Below are 20,321 nucleotides of genomic sequence, written 5' to 3' on the forward strand. Positions count from 1 at the left end.
GCATTTAAGTTGCTGTAAAGCAATTAATTGATAAAAAAGGTCTACTTTTAACATAGCATTGTTTAACAGGAAAAGCCAACTAGACCGAACTGATTTTCCCCGAGAATAATTAAGTGATTGCATCTAAGTCTTTTAGAAAGTAAGTATGCGAATCATTTTTATGGGTATGGGCGAAATCGTCACCTATATCAATTTTATTCGATTGTTCCAGGGTGGTACTATTTTCTTTTTCATGTAACCCGACTTTTGAATGGAACAACCCCAAGATTTTTTTATTGTAGGAATAGGCGCTTCAGCAGGTGGGCTAAAAGCAGTTAGAGATGTTTTAGACTATATGCCGAATGATTCGGGAATGGCTTTTGTCGTAGTTCAACATTTATCACCAGATTTCAAAAGCCTCATGCCCGAGCTTTTGGCTACACATACCAAAATGCAAATATTTACCGCTGAGCATAATCAATTGATTCAGCCTAATTGCATTTATCTCAATCAGCGTAACAAGAATTTGGGTATTAAAGACGGGCGGTTCATATTATTGGAAAAAGCACCCAAAGAACACTTAAACCTTCCGATTGATATCATGCTGAAAATGCTCGGTGAATGTTATGCGGACAAGGCTATTGGGGTTATATTATCTGGAACGGGATCAGATGGTTCTCGAGGTATAAAGACAATCAAAGAGGCAGGGGGCACCATTTTCGTTCAAGATCCAGAATCGGCTCAATTTGACGGAATGCCTAAAGCGGCCATTGCTACCAATTTGGCAGATTATGTACTACCCGCTAATCAGATAGCGAGCAAAATTGTCAAGTTCACCAATAACAATCTGATTATAGAGGGTGATGTAGACGACGAAACGTACGATGAAAAGAACTACCAGTCCATCCTTTTTGAAATACAAAAACATACCGGTGTCAATTTTAAGAAGTACAAGGCCAACACCCTATTGAGGCGTATTGCTAAGCGAATGAGCTTGAGAAATATAGATACTTTGCAGGATTACTACATCTATATAAAGGGCAATGCGGACGAGCTTCTGACTCTGCAGCAAGAATTCTTGATTGGTGTAACCAGTTTTTTTAGAGATTCGGAAGCCTTTGAAATTATTAGACATACGGCCATACCGCACATTTGCCAAGTAAAAAATAAGCTTGAAAATATTCGTATATGGGTGGCGGGTTGTTCTACGGGTAAAGAGGTCTACAGCATAGCCATGCTTTTTGATGAATACATCAGAACCAATAATCTTGACCTTGACATCAAGATATTTGCAACCGATGTTGACAAAAATGCACTTAGAAAAGCTAGTTCTGGCTCGTATTCGATAAATGAGGCCGAAGAAATAGGCCAAGGTTACCTTGACCAATATTTTGTAAAGTCGGGCGAGCGTATTCAAATAATCAAACGTCTGAGAGAGAAAGTGGTATTTTCATATCATGACATTACGAACGACCCTCCTTTTATTCAGGTCGATTTAATCGTATGCCGAAACCTATTAATTTATCTGTCAAGTAATACTCAACAAGGCATTCTTTCAAACTTTCAATTTGCTTTGAACAAAGACGCCTTCTTGTTTTTAGGCAGTAGCGAGTCGCTCGGTAAAATGGGTAATTTATTTAAAACGGTCGATTCGAAGCATAGAATTTTTCAATGCATCAAGAAAAAGAACCAAGCATTTCGTAATAGGTCTATTCAAGATACCTCATTAAGTTTTAAACGACATGAAGTTCCGCATTTCCAAATTAGGCAATCGAATAAGTTTACTGAGGCGCAACAAGGAGAGCTTTTTTACTATAAATATTTAAGTAAAAAATATGCCCCGGTTACCGTATTTATCGACGATGACTTCAATGTGCAGTTTATTCAGGGTGACTTTAAGAAGTGGTTCAGTCAAACAGATGGCATGTTTACAAATAACCTCTTAGGGTTGGTGCCTCAAGAACTATCAACGGTTATACGAAATGGTATCAGGCGAACTATCAAGCTCGATAAACCGATTACCATAAAGAATCTGTTGATTGATACGGAGAAAATAACCATGACGACCGACTTATTTTTTGAGGAGGTAAAAAATACCGAAAGTGGAAATAAGCTTTTTCTGGTTCAATTTGGTGAAAGTGTCAAAGAGGAATCCGCAGAACAGATAATTCTGTCGAATGAAGATATTTCGAATATCTCGAAGCAGCGTATTGAAGATTTAGAATATGAACTTAAAGAGAAAAGAACCGAGCTTCAGAATGTAATTGAAGAGCTAGAAACGAGTAACGAAGAGCTTCAAAGTTCGAACGAGGAGTTGATGTCTTCCAATGAAGAACTTCAAAGCTCGAACGAAGAGCTTCAATCGGTCAACGAAGAGCTATATACGGTAAATACCGAGTTTCAGGAAAAAAACAAAGAGCTTGAAAACCTGAACAATGATATGAACAACCTTTTGAACAGCACCGATATCGGTACGTTGTTCTTAGATGAAGAGTTGAATATCAGAAAGTTTACACCTGCTATCAAAAAGATTTTTAATCTAGAGGATAGAGATTATGGTCGTTCAATAGACAGTTTTGCTTCTGAGTTCGAAGATGCTACCAGAAAGTCAATTATCGAAGACTGTCAATTGGCACTGGAAGAGTTGAAGACTTTTGAAGGTGATGTTTGTGACCGAAAAGGTAATTGGTATCTCAACCGTATAAGCCCGTTTATAACCACGGATAAGAAAATAGAAGGGGTAGTCGTCACTTTTGTTAATATCAATGAGATTAAAGAAAACGAACAGGCATTAACCTTAAAATCGGAAGAATTAGCGAAGGCCCAAGAGGTAGCAAGAATGGGTAGTTGGCGATTAGATGTTGCATCAAATGAAGTTTTTTGGACAGAAGAACTTTATAAAATGTACGGTTTTGACCCAAAATTACCGCCACCACCATATTCTGAACATCAAAAATTATTTACCGAAGAATCATGGAATTTACTCAGCGAATCGCTTAATAGAACTGCCAATGAAGGGGTGCCTTATGAACTGGAATTGGAAACGACCAGAAATGACGGGTCGCACGGTTGGATGTGGGTCACCGGTAATGCCTATAAAAATAGCAGGGGAGAGATAACCCACCTTCGCGGAATTGCACAAGACATCACCGAACGTAAAAATTTATACGAAAAGCTTTGGCACGAAAAAGAGTTTTCAAGTAAGATTACGGAACTATCGGCTTCCGGAATTTATGTATACAGTTTTGTGGATCGACGCATTACCTATATGAATTTTCAATATGAGACCATATTGGGGTATGAAATAGGGGAGATTAATTCAATGTCCGATGACGAGTTTAAAAAACTGATACATCCTGATGATAGAGAGGGCGTTAAAAACCATTTGAAAAGTCTAAGTAACGGTGCTGCTCCGTGCAAGATAGAATATCGTATCAAGCATAAGAACGGGGTTTATATTTGGTGTTATTCCATCGATTCTCCCTTTGAAAAAGACGCTTCCGGAACGGTTACAAGTTATATAAGCGTTGTTATCGATATCAGCGAGAAGAAACAGACCGAACATAATTTACAAGTGGCCTTGGCAGAAGCGAACTCGGCTAACATTTATAAAAATCAGTTTTTGGCCAATATGAGCCACGAAATCCGCACTCCTTTGAATGGGCTTGTTGGTTTCGCCCAGTTGCTTCGCGAAGATATATTGGATAAGGCTTCTACAGATGAATATGTTGGCATTATAGAAAAATGTAGTAAGCAATTGCTTGATTTGGTCAATGATATACTCGATTTATCAAAAATAGAGGCAGGTGAGCTGAATATGCAATTTGGCCCTTGTAACTTAAATGAATTGATCAAAGAAGTTGAAGTTACCTTCAGGGCAATAAAAGACCAACGCAACAAGAGTAAGATAGCCATAGAGACTTATGTGCCTCTTGAGAGTAGCGAGTTAGTTGTTGAAACAGATGGCTCACGTTTAAAGCAGGTATTGACCAATTTGGTGGGCAATGCGATGAAATTTACGGTTTCGGGTACCATTAGGTTCGGTTATGAAATTAAAAATGACCGTATTGTCTTTGCTGTATCCGATACCGGTATTGGAATGACCCAAAAAGATCTGGAAATTATTTTTGAACGCTTTCAGCGTGTGGAACATAAAGACAAGAAACAATACGATGGTACAGGGCTAGGCCTGGCTATTTCTAAAGGAATAATGGGCTTGCTAGGTGGTAATATATCCGCCGAATCTGAAAAAGACAAAGGCAGTACTTTTACTATTGATATTCCTTTCGAAAAATGGAATGAAAATGAGGTCGAAGAAGAGGAGGAAAAAGAGTTCGATTTAGAGGTATTTAAAAATAAACGAATACTTATTGCCGAAGATAACCCTACCAATAAGCATTATTTACAAAAATTGTTCGAACCTACCGACCTCAATATAACCTGGGCCAATAATGGAAAAGAAGTGGTAGACCTCTTCAAGAAGGATTCTGATTACTCCTTAATTTTAATGGACATTAGAATGCCGGTTATGAACGGATATGAGGCGGCTGAAGCAATTCTCGAAATGAAACCTGATACTCGAATTATAGCCCAAACGGCCAATGCCATGACAAGTGATAAAGAGAATTGTATTGCTTCAGGTTTTGTAGCTTATGTAGCCAAACCGGTTTCAAAAAGTGAAATGTATGCCCTAATGGCTAAATGGATCAATTAAAAAGGAGGAAAGTGAATTTGTCAAAGCGTTAATTCATAACATTAATAATAGCCGTTCCCCCCATTTTATTTCTTTCGACCGAGCGCATGGTACGTTCCAGAGCGGTTACCAATGCATTGAAGTTAGAAGGTTTGTGTAAGTACCTATTGGCCCCCATATCAAATAGCTCTTCAATTTTACCCATGTCAAGAACAGTAGAGTATATCACTACCGGAACATCATTAAATTGATAGTTCTCCCTGATATCTTGAAGGCATTCCTCCCCATTCATCATGGGCATGAACAGGTCAAGAAAGATAACGTCGGGCAATTCGGTTTCTGAGTGTAAATCGGCCATTAGGTCAACCCCGTTGTCGAACATCTTTAGGGTAAAATTGGTGTCGACCATTTCAAGGGCATCACTAAAAATTTCTTGGTCTTCCTGATCATCATCTACCAAGTAAACGACTTTATTATCTAGATTTTTCCCATACATAGAGCGCTATTCTTTGCCGAAATTGAATAAATTTTTATTGGTCAAATAAGACCCACTAAAGTAGTCGTGCCTCTGTAGTGTATGTGCTCCAAAGCATCAAACTTTTAATCCTATTCAATGAGCAAGAGCATTTTAACATAAGAATGAGCACAAACTATTGGGCATGCGAAGAATTGGTGAATGGATAGTTAGCGCTATAAAATCAGGGTGAATAATTGTGGAACTGGTAAATAACCCACTAAAAAGAGTAAGATTTTAAAAAAAAGTTAATGCAAGGCAGTTGATTAGTGTTGGCTGAAATATGCTCAGACTTGCTCTTTAAGTGCCTGATTGGTAAAGATAATATCAACATTGGCTCTACTCAACGGTTTAATAAAGCGCCTTCTTACCTTAGATCTTATTTCTTCAGTGGCTTTCTCTAAGCAGTTGCTGTACGAAGAGGCCATATAAATATCCATTTCTTCTAAAGGAATTCCTCTTTCAAAAGCCTCCTCTAGAAATTCAAAGCCATCCATTTTGGGCATCTGCCAATCCAACAAAAGAATATCGGGTAGGCGTAGACCACCGTTTGATAGTTTCCATTCTTCAAACCAACTTAATGCCTCGATTGGGCAATCATAGGAAAGTATTTCCGAGGGCTGGCCGTGTCGTTGTAGCTTGATTCTCATATCAAATTGAGATACGAGATCGTCATCAATTAACATTACTAGGGGAGTCATTTAAGGTAATTTTTGAAGTATAATTCCTACTTCTTATAAAGATAATGTAAAATTATATAGGAAATATATTATTTGGGCAAAAAAATGCAAAATTCTCGTTTTATTTAAATTTTCTACTATAAATAGCAGATATGATAACTTTTTCTTAACTGAATCGGATATCAATAATATGGTAGCTCTGTTTTTTACTGGCATTTTGATAAAATGACCTTCATTTGCCTTTATTAAAGTATGTATTTTCCTCTCGGTTAATTAGGTGCAACCTTCTGTAATTAAGCTTGTCAGAATTCTTGTAAGAAATTTTTCAGTGATAGGGGATATTAAAGGTTAGCTCATTATAAAAGAATTTTGCAATAAACCAATGGAATATTGACCACCGCTTAGAAACTTATCATACACAACTCTTCATTCTAACTATTCTACCTCAAAATTCGATGATTCTAGAAGAGCAAAATCAAATGAGATTTAGATAAAATTTACTGAATTACAATAATAGGTGTGTAATTGACAATTTTAGGCCTAAAATTAATGAAGTCGTTGAAAATTTTCTATCTGTTTTTATCGAATTAGCAGGATACTACAGGATAGCGAAAACGATTTCGAAAGATACATTTGAACTAAATCGGTAGAATGCTGAACTCTATCGACTTGAACTATTCGCTAACTGACTTAATTAATCACTATGAAAAAAATCCGATTTGGGTTAAAAACCTTGTACTTGGTTTTGGCCCTATTTTTATCTTTTAATGCATTCGCCCAAAGCACTTCGGTCTCTGGTACGGTGGTATCGGCTGATGACGGCTTTGGCTTGCCGGGTGTAAATGTTATCGTAAAAGGTACCACTAACGGTACGGTTACCGATTTTGACGGCAACTATACTTTGAATGTAGCGGATTCGAACGCTACCCTTGTTTTTTCCTATATAGGTTTTACTACCCAGGAAATTCCATTAAATGGCCAAACTACAGTAAATGCAACTATGACCGAAGATGCCACGGCCCTTGATGAAGTGGTGTTGGTAGGTTATGGTACACAGATTAAAAGACAGGTAACGGGATCTGTACAGACAATCGAAGCACAAGAGTTGGCCGATTTGCCGGTTTCACAAGTAACACAAAAGCTGCAAGGTAAGCTTGCAGGTGTACAGATCAATCAAACCACAGGTAAGCCTGGTCAGGGAATGTCTGTACGTATTAGGGGGCAACTTTCTGTTTCTGGAGGTAGCGAACCTCTTTATGTCATTGATGGTTTTCCGATTTCAGGGGGAATCAACAACTTAAACCCTGATGAGATTGAAGACATTACCATTCTTAAAGATGCAGCATCAACCTCTCTTTATGGTTCGAGGGCTGCCAACGGGGTGGTACTCATAACAACCAAAAATGGAACTGTTGGTGAGACCAATGTAAGTCTTAACACTTCAACGGGAATTCAGCAGGTGCCTCAAAGGGGTAGGATCGATATGATGGATGCCGTAGAGTTCGCCCAGTTCAAAAAAGAATATTACGAAGATCAGGGTGATCCAGTACCCGCCATTTTTCAAGACCCTTCTCAATACGAAGGAAAGACCAACGACTGGTATGGTGCTCTATTAAGAACATCGCCTGTGCAGAACTATAACTTGACAATTACCTCAAATAAAGAGAAATTACGTACTGCGGTAGTTGCCGGTTTCTTTAAGCAAGATGGGGTTGTTATCAATTCTGATTATGAGCGTTATTCGTTAAGGGTCAATTTAGATTATAATGTGTCGGATAAAGTAAGATTGGGCTTCAATATTGCCCCGTCCTATATAAAAGACAATACGCCTCGTAGTGACGGTGATCGTGGTGTCGGTATTCTTTTCAACGCCCTTCATACTTGGCCGATTATGCCCATTTACAATGAAGATGGTACTAGAACGACCTTCAATAATTTTCCTGCCGAAACAGGAAATATTTTCTCATACGCCAACTGGTTAACGTCGGCTGAGCAAATCAAAAATGAAAATAAGAACGTCAACATACTTTCCAATGCTTTTGTAGAGTATGAGCCGATTGATGGATTGGTTATAAAGTCGAGCTTAAATGCTGAAATATATAATGAGAAGTATGAGTTCTTTAGTCCTTCGACCGCTACGTTTCGTATCAATGTGCCCATTCCGACCACATCGGAAGCCATTTGGGAAGATCAAAGAGACTTTTCTTATTTGAATGAAAACTTGGCGACCTATACCAAGAGTTTCGGTGATCACAATTTCTCTCTTTTAGGGGGATTTAGTTATCAGAAGTTTAGAAGAGATTTTAATAGGATAGCTGCCAATACGTTTGCAGACGATCGTTTGCCAACCATACAGGGCGCCGCGAATATTGATAGAAACGGCACTTTTGATAATATTCAAGAATGGAGCCTGGTATCATTCCTATCCAGATTGACCTATAACTATAAAGGTAAATACCTGCTTACGGCCGCGGTGCGTAGAGATGGTTCTTCAAGATTTGGTTCAGGAAACAGATGGGGTAACTTCCCATCCGTATCTGCTGGATGGATTATCTCCGATGAAGCCTTTATGGAGAATCAAGAAGCTATTAACATGTTAAAATTTAGAGCAAGTTACGGTGTTACTGGTAACAATAATATCGGTAACTACACCCAATATGCTTTAATCAATAACCGAGTGAATGCGGCATTTAATGATGAATTTGCTCCAGGTTCTGCAGTGAGTTCTTTATCAAATTCTAATTTAGGTTGGGAGACTACTAAACAATTTGACATAGGGTTTGACTTGAGTCTTTTCAATGATCGTGTTTCTTTCATTTACGATTACTACACTAAGAACACGACCAACCTTTTATACAATGTACAGGTGCCTCAAGAATCCGGTTTTACCAACTTTAGCGATAATATTGGTGAAATAAAGTTTTGGGGTCATGAATTCGCTCTGAATACAGTGAACACCACGGGTAAATTCCGTTGGACAACCAACGCAAACATATCCTTTAATAGAAATGAAGTGGTGTCGCTTGCAGAAGGTATTGATCGCGTCTACGGTACCTTTCACATAACCCAAGTTGGCAAACCATTCGCTCAATTTTATGGTCATATAGCTGATGGTGTTTACTTGAACCAACAAGATTTAGATAGTTCTCCGCAAGTACCGGGTAGGTCTACGGTAGGTAGTATCAAATTGGTTGATGTTAATGGGGATGGTGTTATTACCAATGGTGGTGACAATGATGACCGAGCGATTATGGGTAATCCTTTCCCTGATTTCACTTACGGTATCACCAATACGATCAAATATGGTAATTGGGATTTTTCCGTAATCGGAACAGGATCTCAAGGTAACGATGTTCTGGTTCGTCACCTTTATAGTACAACCAACCTTGATGGTGTATTTAATTTGTTGTCAGATGTTAAATACAGATTTAGATCTGTAGATAACCCTGGTAGAGGCTTCTATGGTACAACAGTAGGTGGCGGTAATGTCACAGGTATTGAAAGAGACTGGGTAAACAGCCGATTTGTGGCCGATGCCTCGTTCTTTAATATTCGAAACATTACATTGGGCTATACTTTAGGCGGTGTTGACCGTTTCTTCAAGTCTGCCAGAATCTACGGTTCAATTCAAAATGTACACATTTTCACGAAGTACTGGGGTGGTCCAAACCCAGAAATCAGTACAGAATCTGATGGAGACGGTGATGGAGGTAACTTGAGTCCAGGGGTAGACCTATCGGGGTACCCTGTTCCCCGAATTTTCAGTTTAGGCGTAAACCTGAACTTTTAATAGGCTGGATAATCATTAAAAAAGAATTAGACTCTTCTAAAAAAATAATACAATGAAAAAAATATTCTCAATTCTTGTAGTGCTGGGGGTACTGGCTACAGGCTGCGAAGATGAATTGACCATCTTTCCAGAAGATTCCTTGAGTGTTCCCACTTTTTATAAAACAGAAGTTGATTTTGAACAAGCTGTTAACGGTGCCTACGCTCCATTAAGAACTGTGCTGAATGGTACAGGGGGCGGTCCATCAGGTATTTATCTAAAAGAAATGCATTCCGATAATACCTATTATGCTCGTAATACAGCTTTCGGAGCGACCGAACAACAAGAAGATCTTGCCGATTTTGCGGTACCTACCGATCAAGGTATTACTACCAATGTTCATGTTCAAAATGTATATGTTTATAATTATCAGGTAATTGCCCGTACCAATCAGATTTTAGCGACCATAGATGAGGCTGAATTTGATGGAGCCGCCAAGAACAACATCAAGGGTCAGGCTCTGTTTTTAAGAGCTTTGGCATATTTTGATTTAGTGCAATTGTTCGGTAGTGTACCTATGCACTTGGTGCCAGTACTATCCCGTGAAGATGCGGCTTTACCACTTTCTAGCGAGGATGAACTATATACTCAAATAATTAGTGATGCTAGTGAAGCGATTACCTTACTTCCTTCAAAATCACAGCAAGACCCAGGGAGGGCCACTTCAGGTGCGGCAAGAACGTTGTTGGCAAATGTTCATATCGTAAGAGAGCAGTGGGCTGAGGCTGAAGCTCAAGCAAGAGCGGTTGTTGAAAGTGATGAGTACATGTTGATGCCCGATTATGCAGATGCTTTTTCAGGTAACAGCGGTAATAAGAATAACATGGAATCAGTTTTTGAGATTCAATATAAGGAGGGAGCTGAAGGTTTGAATGGCACTTTCCTTTATTATAGCCTTCCTTGGCCTTTAGACGCTGAGGAGGTAGGAAGTTTAATGCAAACATCTAACCCACAGCCCTTGAGTGGTGAAGGGAATAATATTCCTACACCGGATATACTAGCAGCCTACGAAGATGGAGATTTAAGAAAAGATGCTTCAATAACCTATGTAAATTCTAGTGGAAGTTTTTGGAGAGATGGAACATATCCTATAATCAATAAATTTTTAGAGCCACATTCACTTCATTTTAATCATGGTGTTAATTGGCCAGTATATCGCTATTCTGAAGTATTGTTATTTTTAGCCGAGGCGCTTGAAGAACAGGGCGAATCGGGAGAGGCTCTGATATATCTGAACCAAGTTCGTACGCGTGCGGGTCTTGGGGATCCCACTGGTGATTTAGGGGAAGCCATTTTTAACGAGCGCAGGGTCGAGTTGGCTTTTGAGAACAAACGTTGGTTCGATTTGGTTAGAACAGGTCGCGCCGTAGACGTTATAACGGCTTACGGAAACCGAATCAAGGCAAACCCTAACGATTACTATTATCCTGAGGGAGCGGAACCTAGAGGTAATGCCTTCTCCAATATAAGTCTGAGATATGGTCTTCCGGCGTCTGAATCGTCGTTGAACCCGAATTTTTAGTACCTTCAAAGGCATTAAAAAATCTAACTGAAATAAATTATCAAATTAAGCCAAATGATCAAAAAAATTCTTCTGCTTGCAACTGCGCTTCAGCTAATGGTCTCGTGTGGAACGGACAAAGGAGGTGAGGCGGAAACCGCAGAAAACCAAGATCCGAAAATTGCCAAATTAAAGCTACAACCTGGTTTTAAGGCAGAGCATTTATATAGCCCGGGTGAGGCTGGTACCGGTTCTTGGGTTTCAATGACCTTTGATGACAAGGGTAGACTGATTACTTCTGACCAATATGGGGCACTCTATCGTATGGAGGTTGCACCTATCGGTTCTGATGACCTAACACCGAAAATTGAAAAACTAAAAATTCAAACAGGTGAGCAGGTCGCAGATTCCGTTGTTCAAATGGGGTACGCCCAAGGTCTTTTGTATGCCTTTAACAGTCTCTATGTAATGATCAATCACTGGGGCGATGAAGAATTTGAGAAAACCAGTGGTCTTTACCGTTTGCAGGATACCGATAATGATGATCAATATGATAAGATTACCCTGCTCCAGGCCCTTCATGGGGCGGGGGAGCATGGTCCTCACAGTATTATTCCATCGCCTGATGGAAAGTCTTTGTATGTAATTGCTGGTAACCACACCGATTTACCTGAAGATGTGGCTACTTATAGACTGCCTAAGAACTGGGCCGATGATAACTTGTTTCCACAAATTAAAGATCCGCGTGGTCACGCAAACGATAGAGGGGCACCAGGTGGGTGGATAGCCAAAGTAGATCCGGAAGGAAAGAATTGGGAACTGGTAGCTGCCGGGTTTAGAAACCCTTATGATTTAGCTTTTAATGAATTGGGAGACATGTTCGTTTACGATTCCGATATGGAATGGGATTTGGGTATGCCTTGGTACCGACCTACACGAATTTGCCATGTTACCAGTGGCGCCGAATTCGGTTGGAGAACCGGTAACGGAAAATGGTCGCCTGCCTACCCTGATAACTTACCTCCGTTAATGAATATTGGTCAGGGATCACCTACCAACGTCATGTACGGCAGTAGAGCTAACTTTCCTGAAAAGTATAAGCACAGTGTTTTTGCATTCGATTGGAGTTTTGGTATCGTTTACGGTATCGAATTACAACCAGAAGGTTCTTCTTATAAAGGGGTGAAAGAAGAGTTTCTTTCAGGGTTGCCATTGCCTTTGACCGATGGGGTCATCGGGCCTGATGGTGCCATGTACTTTATGACCGGAGGTAGAAGGTTAGATTCTGATTTATACCGTGTTTATTACGATGGTGACGATAAGGTCGAAGGTGCGGGCACAGCTCTTGCCCAGACAGATGCCAATAAGAAGAGAAAAGAATTGGAAACTTATCATTTAGGAGCCAAAGAAGGAGCTGTTGAGGCTGCCTGGCCTTATTTGAAAAGTGATGATAGGTTCTTGCAATATGCCGCTAGAATAGCGGTTGAACATCAACCAGTCGATTCTTGGCAACAGAAGGTGTATGATGAGACCGATGCCATCGCTAAGATTCAAGGTGCCATCGCTTTGGCAAGACAGGGTAATTCGAATCAACAGAGCAAATTGCTTCAGGCCTTGACCGAAATTGACTATGTAAGTCTTAATACGGCTCAACAGGTCGACCTGGTACGCGCTATAGAGCTCACTTTATCAAGAATGGGTAAGCCGAACAGTGCATCACAACAAAAAGTACGTTCTTATCTAGCTTCACATTATCCATCTGAGACTGATGTTCTTAATCAGCTTTTAAGCAAGACCTTAGTTTATGTGGGCGAACCAACGGTTGTGTCAAAGACATTGGCACTTTTAGAAAATCCTCAGGGTGAAAATGCTTCCGTAATGGCGAACACCGCTACCGAGGCTGCCGATCTTATCCTCAGAAATCCACAATATGGTATGGATATCGCCGAGACACTTAAGAACATGCCTCCGGCCCAAAGTACTTACTATGGTACCGTTTTGAGTGGTGCTACCAATGGATGGACTCCGGAATTACGCGAAGAATATTTCAAATGGTTCTACAAGGCCTTCTCGTTTAAAGCGGGTAGAAGTTATATCGGGTTCATCGATAAAGCTAGACAAGGTGCACTGTCGCACGTATCTAAAAGTCAGTTTGAGATGTATAACGAAATGTCGGGAGACTCTTTGCTGAGCAGTTCCGGTAATGATTTGGTATCCAATGCGGTGCAGCCAAAGGGGCCTAGAAAAAACTGGCAAGAAGAAGATATCGAGCCTTTATTGGCCGACGGATTAAAAAACCGCGACTTTGAGCAAGGTAGAAACATGTTCTTGGCCACCAACTGTATTACGTGCCATAGTATGCGTGGCGAAGGCCAGAATATTGGTCCTGACCTAACACAGATTGGTACGCGGTTCTCACCGGAAGATATGATGAAGGCAATTATAGATCCGAACGATGTTATTTCCGATCAGTACAACTCTACCGTGTTCACGCTAAAAGATGGTAATTCAGTAGTAGGACGTTTGATCAGTGAAAATGATTCGGAATATAAAATTAGCCAAAACCCTTACGCACCGGATGTAATTAGAAGTATAGCCAAAGATCAAGTGCAAAGCACACGTATGTCGACTATTTCATTGATGCCTCCAGGTACGATCAATCGTTTGGGGCCAGATGAGGTAAAAGACTTATTGGCCTATCTGGTTGCCGGTGGTGACAAAGAAAATCAGATTTTTTCGGGCCAAGACCAAGCAGAGGCGGGGCAATAAGAATATGAATAATTAGAATTGCCTTTTGCAATGAGCATGATTGGATTTGAAAATTTTTCTGAAAATCTGATAATCAGTATTAAAAGTAGGCTAAAACCTGTATGCTCGCCATACAGGTTTTATGCCATATTTCCGGGTCTAGTATTGTGCTCGGCCCCCATATGGTGTCAAAAAGAACCGGTTACGGAACCAGTACTTCCTCAGACCATCGTATTTGAAAAGAAGCAAATTGCTACTGAGAGTTATGAATCGGTGGGGGTTTTCGATGTCAATAATGACGGGGCCTTAGATATTGTTTCAGGAGCTTTCTGGTATGAAGGGCCTTTATTTGCCAAACGGCACTCCGTGGGTGGGCCTAAGCGATTTGGTGAATATTACGATCATTTTTCAACCATTCCTTTTGATGTTAATTCAGATGGAAAGACGGATTTTATTACGGGCGGCTGGTTCGAGAAGAAATTGGTCTGGAAGGAAAACAACGGATCAGAAGAATGGCCTGAACATTTAATTGCCGAAGTGGGTAATATTGAATCTACCCGAGCTTGGGATATGAATGGCGACGGCGTGTTAGAAATAGTTCCCAACACACCCAATGATGCTTTGCGTATAGTTTTCTGGCAGAACGGAAAATTCGAAGTAAAGACCATTGCTGAAAAGCAAGGTCACGGTTTGGGTTATGGAGACCTGAATGGCGATGGTAGAGGTGACATTGTTGTTCCGCACGGCTGGCTAGAAGCGCCCGAAGATATTTTCAATGAAGAGTGGGTTTTGCATGAAGAATTTCAATTAGGTACTACCAGTGTACCCATGTTGGTTACAGATGTGAACGGTGACGGTCTTAATGATTTGATAGTGGGGCAGGGGCATGGTTATGGTTTGCATTGGTATGAACAATCTATAGGTAATAAAAAGAAAGGTTCAAGAGAGTGGTCAAAACATCCAATTGACCCTTTCAATTCCCAATACCACACTATGGAAATGGCCGACCTTGATGGTGACGGTGTCGAAGAACTCGTTACTGGCAAGCGTTACAAGGCACATAACGGTAACGACCCTGGAGGTTATGACCCCATTGGGCTGTATTACTTTCGTTGGAACGGCGAGAGTTTCAGTAAACAGGTAATCGATTTCGGGGTTTATGGCGAAGGAAAAGGTACGGGTGTCTCTTTTGAGGTAATCGACCTCAATGAAGATGGGCGACCAGATATTGTGGTTCCCGGCAAAGATGGTCTAACGGTGTATTTCAACAAAGAGCTTAACAACGAACTAAAAGAACAAAAACACTAAAGAAATAAAAGATGAAAAAAATGAATATTAGACTTGGTCTTTATATGCTGTTGGCGGCATTGGCCATTCAGTCTTGTAAAGAAACAAAGAAAGAAAAAGAAACGGTTGTTGAAGAAGAAACGACCGAAGTGAAAGCTGACAAAGATGGTTTTGTACAGATTTTTGATGGCGAAACTTTAGAAGGATGGGAGGGTGACCCAACTTATTGGAGCGTACAAGATGGTAGCTTGGTCGGTCAAGTGACTCCTGAAACCCTATTAGAAAATAACACATTTATTGTTTGGCAAGGCGGACAACCGTCAGATTTCGAATTGAAGCTTGAATTCAAAATTGCCGATTCGGGAAACAGCGGAATCAATTATAGAAGTGATAAGATAGATACGATACCTCATGCCCTTCGAGGCTATCAGGCCGATATAGATGGCAAAATTCGGTACACCGGGCAAAACTATGAGGAAAAGAAAAGGGCCACTTTAGCGTATCGTGGTGAAAAAGTCATTATCAACACACAAGACAATCCTGATGAGCCAGGATCACTTAGCGCCAATGTGCAGCGCAATTGTTGGCAAAGTAGGGAAGTGGTAGATTCTTTAGGAGAATCAGACTCGCTAAAAACAAAAATCAAGCATGAAGATTGGAACGAAGTACACCTGGTCATCAATGGAAACCACTTGCAGCATTACGTAAATGGCATCCTTATGAGCGATGTGACCGATGAAGATGCCGTTAACAGAAAAGACGCGGGTCACTTAGGTGTGCAAGTTCATGTCGGTCCTCCAATGAAAGTAGAGTACAGAAATATAAGAATCAAAGAACTTTAATCATTGGGTGCTCCAAATTGTGAGATAGATTTATGATAGAATCGGCATATATAGCACAGGCAAAAGGAAAAGTGGGTAATGTTGCCCAGATGGGCGGAATTGAAACTTCGGTTCTGGACAATGGTCTGGGAAGAGGATCACGCATCGCTTGGATCAACACGGGTACCGGTCTACGTTATAAGGTGCTTCTTGATCGAGCGATGGATGTTGCCGATGCTTTTTACAACCAATATAGTCTTGCATGGTTGAGTCATGCTGGCGTATTGCCGCCTGATCGATTTTCGGACCACGGTATCGGTTGGCTAAGAAATTTTGTAGGAGGTCTGGTCACCACCTGTGGACTTTCACATGTGGGCGGCCCTGAAGAAGATGAAAATGGGCATAGAGGGGTGCACGGTCGAATCAGTAATACCCCGGCCGAAGTAATTTCAATCGTTCAGCCCGACCCTGCAAATGGTGAGTTAGAAATGAGTATTACAGGGGTTATAAAAGAAACGCAAGTTTTTGGCCCTTCATTAGAGTTGAGAAGAACCATCTCTGGAAGATTGGGTGAAGCCAAAATCAACATTCAAGATGAGGTGGTCAATAGGGGCAATAGTAGAGTTCCGCACATGCTATTATACCATGTCAACTTTGGTTGGCCTTTGGTTGATGAGGGTACGAAATTGCTTTGGAATGGTGATTGGAAATCGCCTAACCCAGACACCGATAAGAAAGTATTTAAAGATGGTAACGATTTTAGGGTCTGTCCCCCACCATTGAAAGCCCATTCCGGTACAGGTGAAGATGTTGCTTTTATTGATATCAAGGCTGATGATGCTGGGGTCTCCCGATGCGGAATTTATAATGAACAACTGAATTTACTGGTGGGGCTTCAATTTCAGAAAGAACAATTACCATGGCTGGTCAATTGGCAACATTGGGGAGAAAACGAGTACGTGACGGCCATGGAGCCGGCCACCAATCCGCCGATAGGCCAAAAAAAGGCCAGAGAAGAAGGAAGCTTGATTTATTTGGAGCCCAATGAAAGAAAAATGTATGATTTGCAAATAGAGGTTTTGCAAGAAAAAGAAATAGAAAAATTTATTAATTCAATTTAAACTAAACCTTTTTAAACAGAGAGTAATATGGCAACATTGGCTGAAAAAGCACTGGAACAAGGCAAGGGAATTTTGCGCTTGACGCCAACTTGGGTACCAAGATCATTTTGTGTTCCCGGAAGAAGAATAAAACTTCACCCAGACGATTATTATGTGTTAGGCGGTGAACGCGGGGGTATCGATGAGCGTTGGTTCTCTTCTACCACACCAGCCGAAAATGGCCCACTGACAGGAAAGAATGAAGGTTTGAGCCACGTTGTTCTTGAAGATGGGGGCGAAGAGGTTCAAATACTCTTAAAAGATGTAATCGACGAACTAAAAGGAGAAATTATAGGTGACAGGCTTTGGAACGAATATAAAAGCTGGCCTATGTACTCAAAATTCTTTGATAACATGGGTCCTTTACCGCATCACATTCATCACAATGATGAGCATGCGGCCAAAGTTGGCCAAAAGGGAAAACCGGAAGCGTATTATTTTCCTCCGCAAGTGAACAACCATGGTGGTGATTTTCCCTATACCTTTTTTGGAATAACCCCCGGTACGACCAAAGAGCAGATCAAAGAGTGCTTGAAAAATTTTACCAAAGGTGATAATAAGATTACCAATTACTCTTCGGCATTTAGGTTAGAGCCTGGTACCGGTTGGGATGTACCTCCGGGAATGCTTCATGCCCCAGGTAGTATGTGTACTTATGAGCCACAAAAGGCCTCCGACGTTTTTGCTATGTACCAGTCATTGGTGAACGAAGCCATTATACCGGAGGAATTATTGTGGAAAGGTACACCTGAAGATCGTAAAGGAGATTATGACCAACTAATGGAAGTAATCGATTGGGAGCTCAACACAGACCCCAATATGCTTGAAACTAGGTTTATGGCTCCTGTTCCGGTAGAACCTCTTGAAGAAATGGAAGCTAAAGGTTATATTGATAAATGGATCTGTTATCGATCCGATGCTTTTAGTGCCAAAGAATTGACCATACTCCCAGGTCAAACGGTAACCATCAAAGATAGTGCCTGTTATGGTATGATCATGATGCAGGGCCACGGTAAAATGGGTGTTTGGGATATTGAAACTCCTTCATTAATCCGTTATGGGCAATTGACCCATGATGAGTACTTCGTAACAGAGAGTGCCGCAAAGGAGGGTATTATCATTACGAATGAGAGCGCTACAGACCCGATTGTGATGTTAAAGCATTTTGGTCCTGAAAATCCTGATTTACAACTCGACTAAAAGAAAATTAAGTAGAACACTAAAATATAGAGAAGATGAGTAATACTTTTCCAAAACTACATAACGCCACATGGCCGGGAATTGTGGGTAAAGGTCCAGATTCGCAACCGGTCATTCCTTTTGATACAATGCTTGAAATGACTGCCGCGGCAGAAGTTGACGGTAACAAATTTGACGGTGTCGATATCGGTCTGTTAGATCCGCATATCAATATCGATATGGGCGATGATGACATAAAAAGATTGGCCGATAAAATTGCGGGCCATGGTTTGAACGTAGGTAGTTTGGTAGCTCCTATTTGGGGAGGGCCGACACTAGGTTCTGATGAAGATAGAAAAACCTTTGTAGAAATGGTTCGCAAATCTTGTCATTTCGGAAAGGTTTTAAGAGAGCATGGGGTACGCCAGTATGGTGTTATTCGAATTGACTCTGCTTCCGGCCCCGAGCAATGGGCGCAAGATCCTGCCAAAAACACCAAGTTGGTGGCCGATACTTTTAGGGCTGCTTGTGACGTCGCTGCCGACTATGATGAAAAGTTGGCTGCCGAAGGCGAGATTTGTTGGGGCGGTATGCACAGCTGGAAAACGATGGTAGAGACCCTAGAGGCCGTCGATCGGCCGAACATCGGTTTTCAAGCCGATATGTCGCACACATTATTATATCTACTGGGTTATAACGCACCTGAGCATCGAATTTTACCAAAAGATTTTGATTGGTCTGACCGTGCTACCTTGGAAAATGGACTGAAGACCGTAACCGATGCCCTAAGACCATGGACCATCGATTTTCATGTGGCCCAAAACGATGGTACCGTTCATGGTACAGGATCTCATGATAAAACTGGTAGACACTGTTTGGCCACTGATCCAAATGGTAAGTTGGATGTCGCAAAAGATGCCGGTTATTGGTTGCGCGATGGCAGTGGAAACCTGACCAAAGCTTTTCAGCATATCTGTTGGGACGGATGTATGTTCGATAACGACGTCATGATGAAACAGCAGACCTGGAACGATATTCTTGCCAAATTAGTAGAGGTGCGCGATATGCACGGATGGAGCTAAGCTGAAACACTAATAAAATCGAATCAATAATGCCCTATACGACCGTCAACGGAATCAGGCTACATTATCAAGAAAGAGGAAAAGGTAAACCCCTTTTGCTCATCATGGGCATAACTGCAGACCATTCGGTTTGGGAAAAGCATGTCTCTTTTTGGGAAAAGAACTACCGCTGTATTCTTTTTGATAATAGGGGAGTAGGCCTCTCCGACAAACCTGAAGGAGCATACACTACTGCTCAAATGGCCGATGATTCTGCAGGGTTGCTAAAAGCCTTGAATATAGAAAATGCAGCAGTGGTGGGTGTTTCAATGGGGGGTGCTATCGCCTTGCAAGTGGCTATTAGACACCCTCAAATGGTTGAAGCAATGGTTTTAATGTGCCCTTGGGCAAGCTGTGACCGCAAAGCAAAAGCGATTTTTACCCACATGATGCATGCCAAGGCCCATTTGCGGCCTGAACAGTTTTCAAACTTCATTCAGTTACTGATTTTCCATAAATCTACTTGGGATGATGATCAAGAATACGAGGGCCTCATGCAAGGCCAGAAAGAGGCTGCTTTTGCTCAAGTGCAGCAACCACTGCATGGTTTAGAAGGGCAAGCGTATGCTTGTATGTCTCATGAGGTGGTTGACCAATTACCGGATATTAAAGTTCCTGCTTTGGTTATTGGTGGTAAAGAAGATCAGTTTACTCCTGAATGGATGGCCAAAGAGGTGGCTAGCGGTATACCAAACAGTGAACTGCACCTATATGAAGACGCGGGCCATGCCTTCCATTGGGAAAAAATTGATGATTTCAATACCCGAGTACTGAATTGGTTGAATATGAATTATTGATTGGGAAAAGAA

Annotated in this window: 12 protein-coding genes; 10 read left to right on the plus strand and 2 right to left on the minus strand. The window is 41.1% G+C overall.

Features of this window, described 5'->3' with window-relative positions; translation table 11 throughout:
- Positions 1-250 precede the first annotated feature (250 nt).
- A complete protein-coding gene (locus IL356_RS15285; protein WP_121848390.1) occupies positions 251-4,693 on the plus strand; it encodes a chemotaxis protein CheB in 4,443 nt (1,480 codons plus the stop codon).
- Positions 4,694-4,721: 28 nt separating this feature from the next.
- Here IL356_RS15285 and IL356_RS15290 read toward each other — a convergent pair whose 3' ends face one another.
- Both IL356_RS15290 and IL356_RS15295 read right to left on the minus strand, forming a co-directional pair.
- Positions 4,722-5,168 carry a response regulator gene (locus IL356_RS15290; protein ID WP_121848391.1) on the minus strand — a complete coding sequence of 149 codons (447 nt, stop codon included), beginning with the start codon at positions 5,166-5,168 and terminating at the stop codon, positions 4,722-4,724.
- 305 nt (positions 5,169-5,473) lie between these two features.
- On the minus strand, positions 5,474-5,887 hold the full coding sequence (locus IL356_RS15295) for a response regulator (RefSeq protein WP_121848392.1): 414 nt from the start codon (positions 5,885-5,887) through the stop codon (positions 5,474-5,476).
- A 682-nt stretch (positions 5,888-6,569) separates the two neighbouring features.
- Here IL356_RS15295 and IL356_RS15300 point away from each other — a divergent pair.
- From IL356_RS15300 to IL356_RS15340, 9 genes are read left to right on the plus strand one after another with little or no spacing between them, the layout of a single operon-like run.
- Complete coding sequence (locus IL356_RS15300) at positions 6,570-9,656, plus strand: SusC/RagA family TonB-linked outer membrane protein (RefSeq protein WP_121848393.1); 3,087 nt, start codon at positions 6,570-6,572, stop codon at positions 9,654-9,656.
- A gap of 52 nt (positions 9,657-9,708) precedes the next feature.
- The gene (locus IL356_RS15305) at positions 9,709-11,217 is read left to right on the plus strand and encodes a RagB/SusD family nutrient uptake outer membrane protein (protein ID WP_121848394.1); all 1,509 of its coding nucleotides are present in this window, start codon (positions 9,709-9,711) and stop codon (positions 11,215-11,217) included.
- A 54-nt stretch (positions 11,218-11,271) separates the two neighbouring features.
- Positions 11,272-13,965, plus strand: a complete 2,694-nt coding sequence (locus tag IL356_RS15310) for a c-type cytochrome (RefSeq protein WP_121848395.1) — start codon at positions 11,272-11,274, stop codon at positions 13,963-13,965.
- A gap of 30 nt (positions 13,966-13,995) precedes the next feature.
- On the plus strand, positions 13,996-15,252 hold the full coding sequence (locus IL356_RS15315) for an FG-GAP repeat domain-containing protein (RefSeq protein WP_205601283.1): 1,257 nt from the start codon (positions 13,996-13,998) through the stop codon (positions 15,250-15,252).
- 20 nt (positions 15,253-15,272) lie between these two features.
- The gene (locus IL356_RS15320) at positions 15,273-16,073 is read left to right on the plus strand and encodes a 3-keto-disaccharide hydrolase (RefSeq protein WP_225621512.1); all 801 of its coding nucleotides are present in this window, start codon (positions 15,273-15,275) and stop codon (positions 16,071-16,073) included.
- Positions 16,074-16,105: 32 nt separating this feature from the next.
- Positions 16,106-17,173, plus strand: a complete 1,068-nt coding sequence (locus IL356_RS15325) for an aldose 1-epimerase family protein (RefSeq protein WP_121848398.1) — start codon at positions 16,106-16,108, stop codon at positions 17,171-17,173.
- A gap of 27 nt (positions 17,174-17,200) precedes the next feature.
- Positions 17,201-18,412: a class I mannose-6-phosphate isomerase gene (locus IL356_RS15330; RefSeq protein WP_121848399.1), complete on the plus strand. Its 1,212-nt coding sequence runs from the start codon at positions 17,201-17,203 to the stop codon at positions 18,410-18,412.
- A 35-nt stretch (positions 18,413-18,447) separates the two neighbouring features.
- Positions 18,448-19,473, plus strand: a complete 1,026-nt coding sequence (locus IL356_RS15335; RefSeq protein WP_121848400.1) for a sugar phosphate isomerase/epimerase family protein — start codon at positions 18,448-18,450, stop codon at positions 19,471-19,473.
- A 29-nt stretch (positions 19,474-19,502) separates the two neighbouring features.
- The gene (locus IL356_RS15340) at positions 19,503-20,309 is read left to right on the plus strand and encodes an alpha/beta fold hydrolase (RefSeq protein WP_121848401.1); all 807 of its coding nucleotides are present in this window, start codon (positions 19,503-19,505) and stop codon (positions 20,307-20,309) included.
- Positions 20,310-20,321: the final 12 nt, after the last annotated feature.

It is taken from the genome of Euzebyella marina (genome assembly GCF_014855515.1).
Taxonomy (GTDB): Bacteria; Bacteroidota; Bacteroidia; order Flavobacteriales; family Flavobacteriaceae; genus Euzebyella; species Euzebyella marina.

Coding starts and splice junctions, on each gene's coding strand:
- IL356_RS15285 (WP_121848390.1), top strand. CDS start 251: ATGGAACAACCCCAAGATTTTTTTATTGTAGGAATAGGCGCTTCAGCA.
- IL356_RS15290 (WP_121848391.1), bottom strand. CDS start 5,168: ATGTATGGGAAAAATCTAGATAATAAAGTCGTTTACTTGGTAGATGAT.
- IL356_RS15295 (WP_121848392.1), bottom strand. CDS start 5,887: ATGACTCCCCTAGTAATGTTAATTGATGACGATCTCGTATCTCAATTT.
- IL356_RS15300 (WP_121848393.1), top strand. CDS start 6,570: ATGAAAAAAATCCGATTTGGGTTAAAAACCTTGTACTTGGTTTTGGCC.
- IL356_RS15305 (WP_121848394.1), top strand. CDS start 9,709: ATGAAAAAAATATTCTCAATTCTTGTAGTGCTGGGGGTACTGGCTACA.
- IL356_RS15310 (WP_121848395.1), top strand. CDS start 11,272: ATGATCAAAAAAATTCTTCTGCTTGCAACTGCGCTTCAGCTAATGGTC.
- IL356_RS15315 (WP_205601283.1), top strand. CDS start 13,996: ATGAGCATGATTGGATTTGAAAATTTTTCTGAAAATCTGATAATCAGT.
- IL356_RS15320 (WP_225621512.1), top strand. CDS start 15,273: ATGAATATTAGACTTGGTCTTTATATGCTGTTGGCGGCATTGGCCATT.
- IL356_RS15325 (WP_121848398.1), top strand. CDS start 16,106: ATGATAGAATCGGCATATATAGCACAGGCAAAAGGAAAAGTGGGTAAT.
- IL356_RS15330 (WP_121848399.1), top strand. CDS start 17,201: ATGGCAACATTGGCTGAAAAAGCACTGGAACAAGGCAAGGGAATTTTG.
- IL356_RS15335 (WP_121848400.1), top strand. CDS start 18,448: ATGAGTAATACTTTTCCAAAACTACATAACGCCACATGGCCGGGAATT.
- IL356_RS15340 (WP_121848401.1), top strand. CDS start 19,503: ATGCCCTATACGACCGTCAACGGAATCAGGCTACATTATCAAGAAAGA.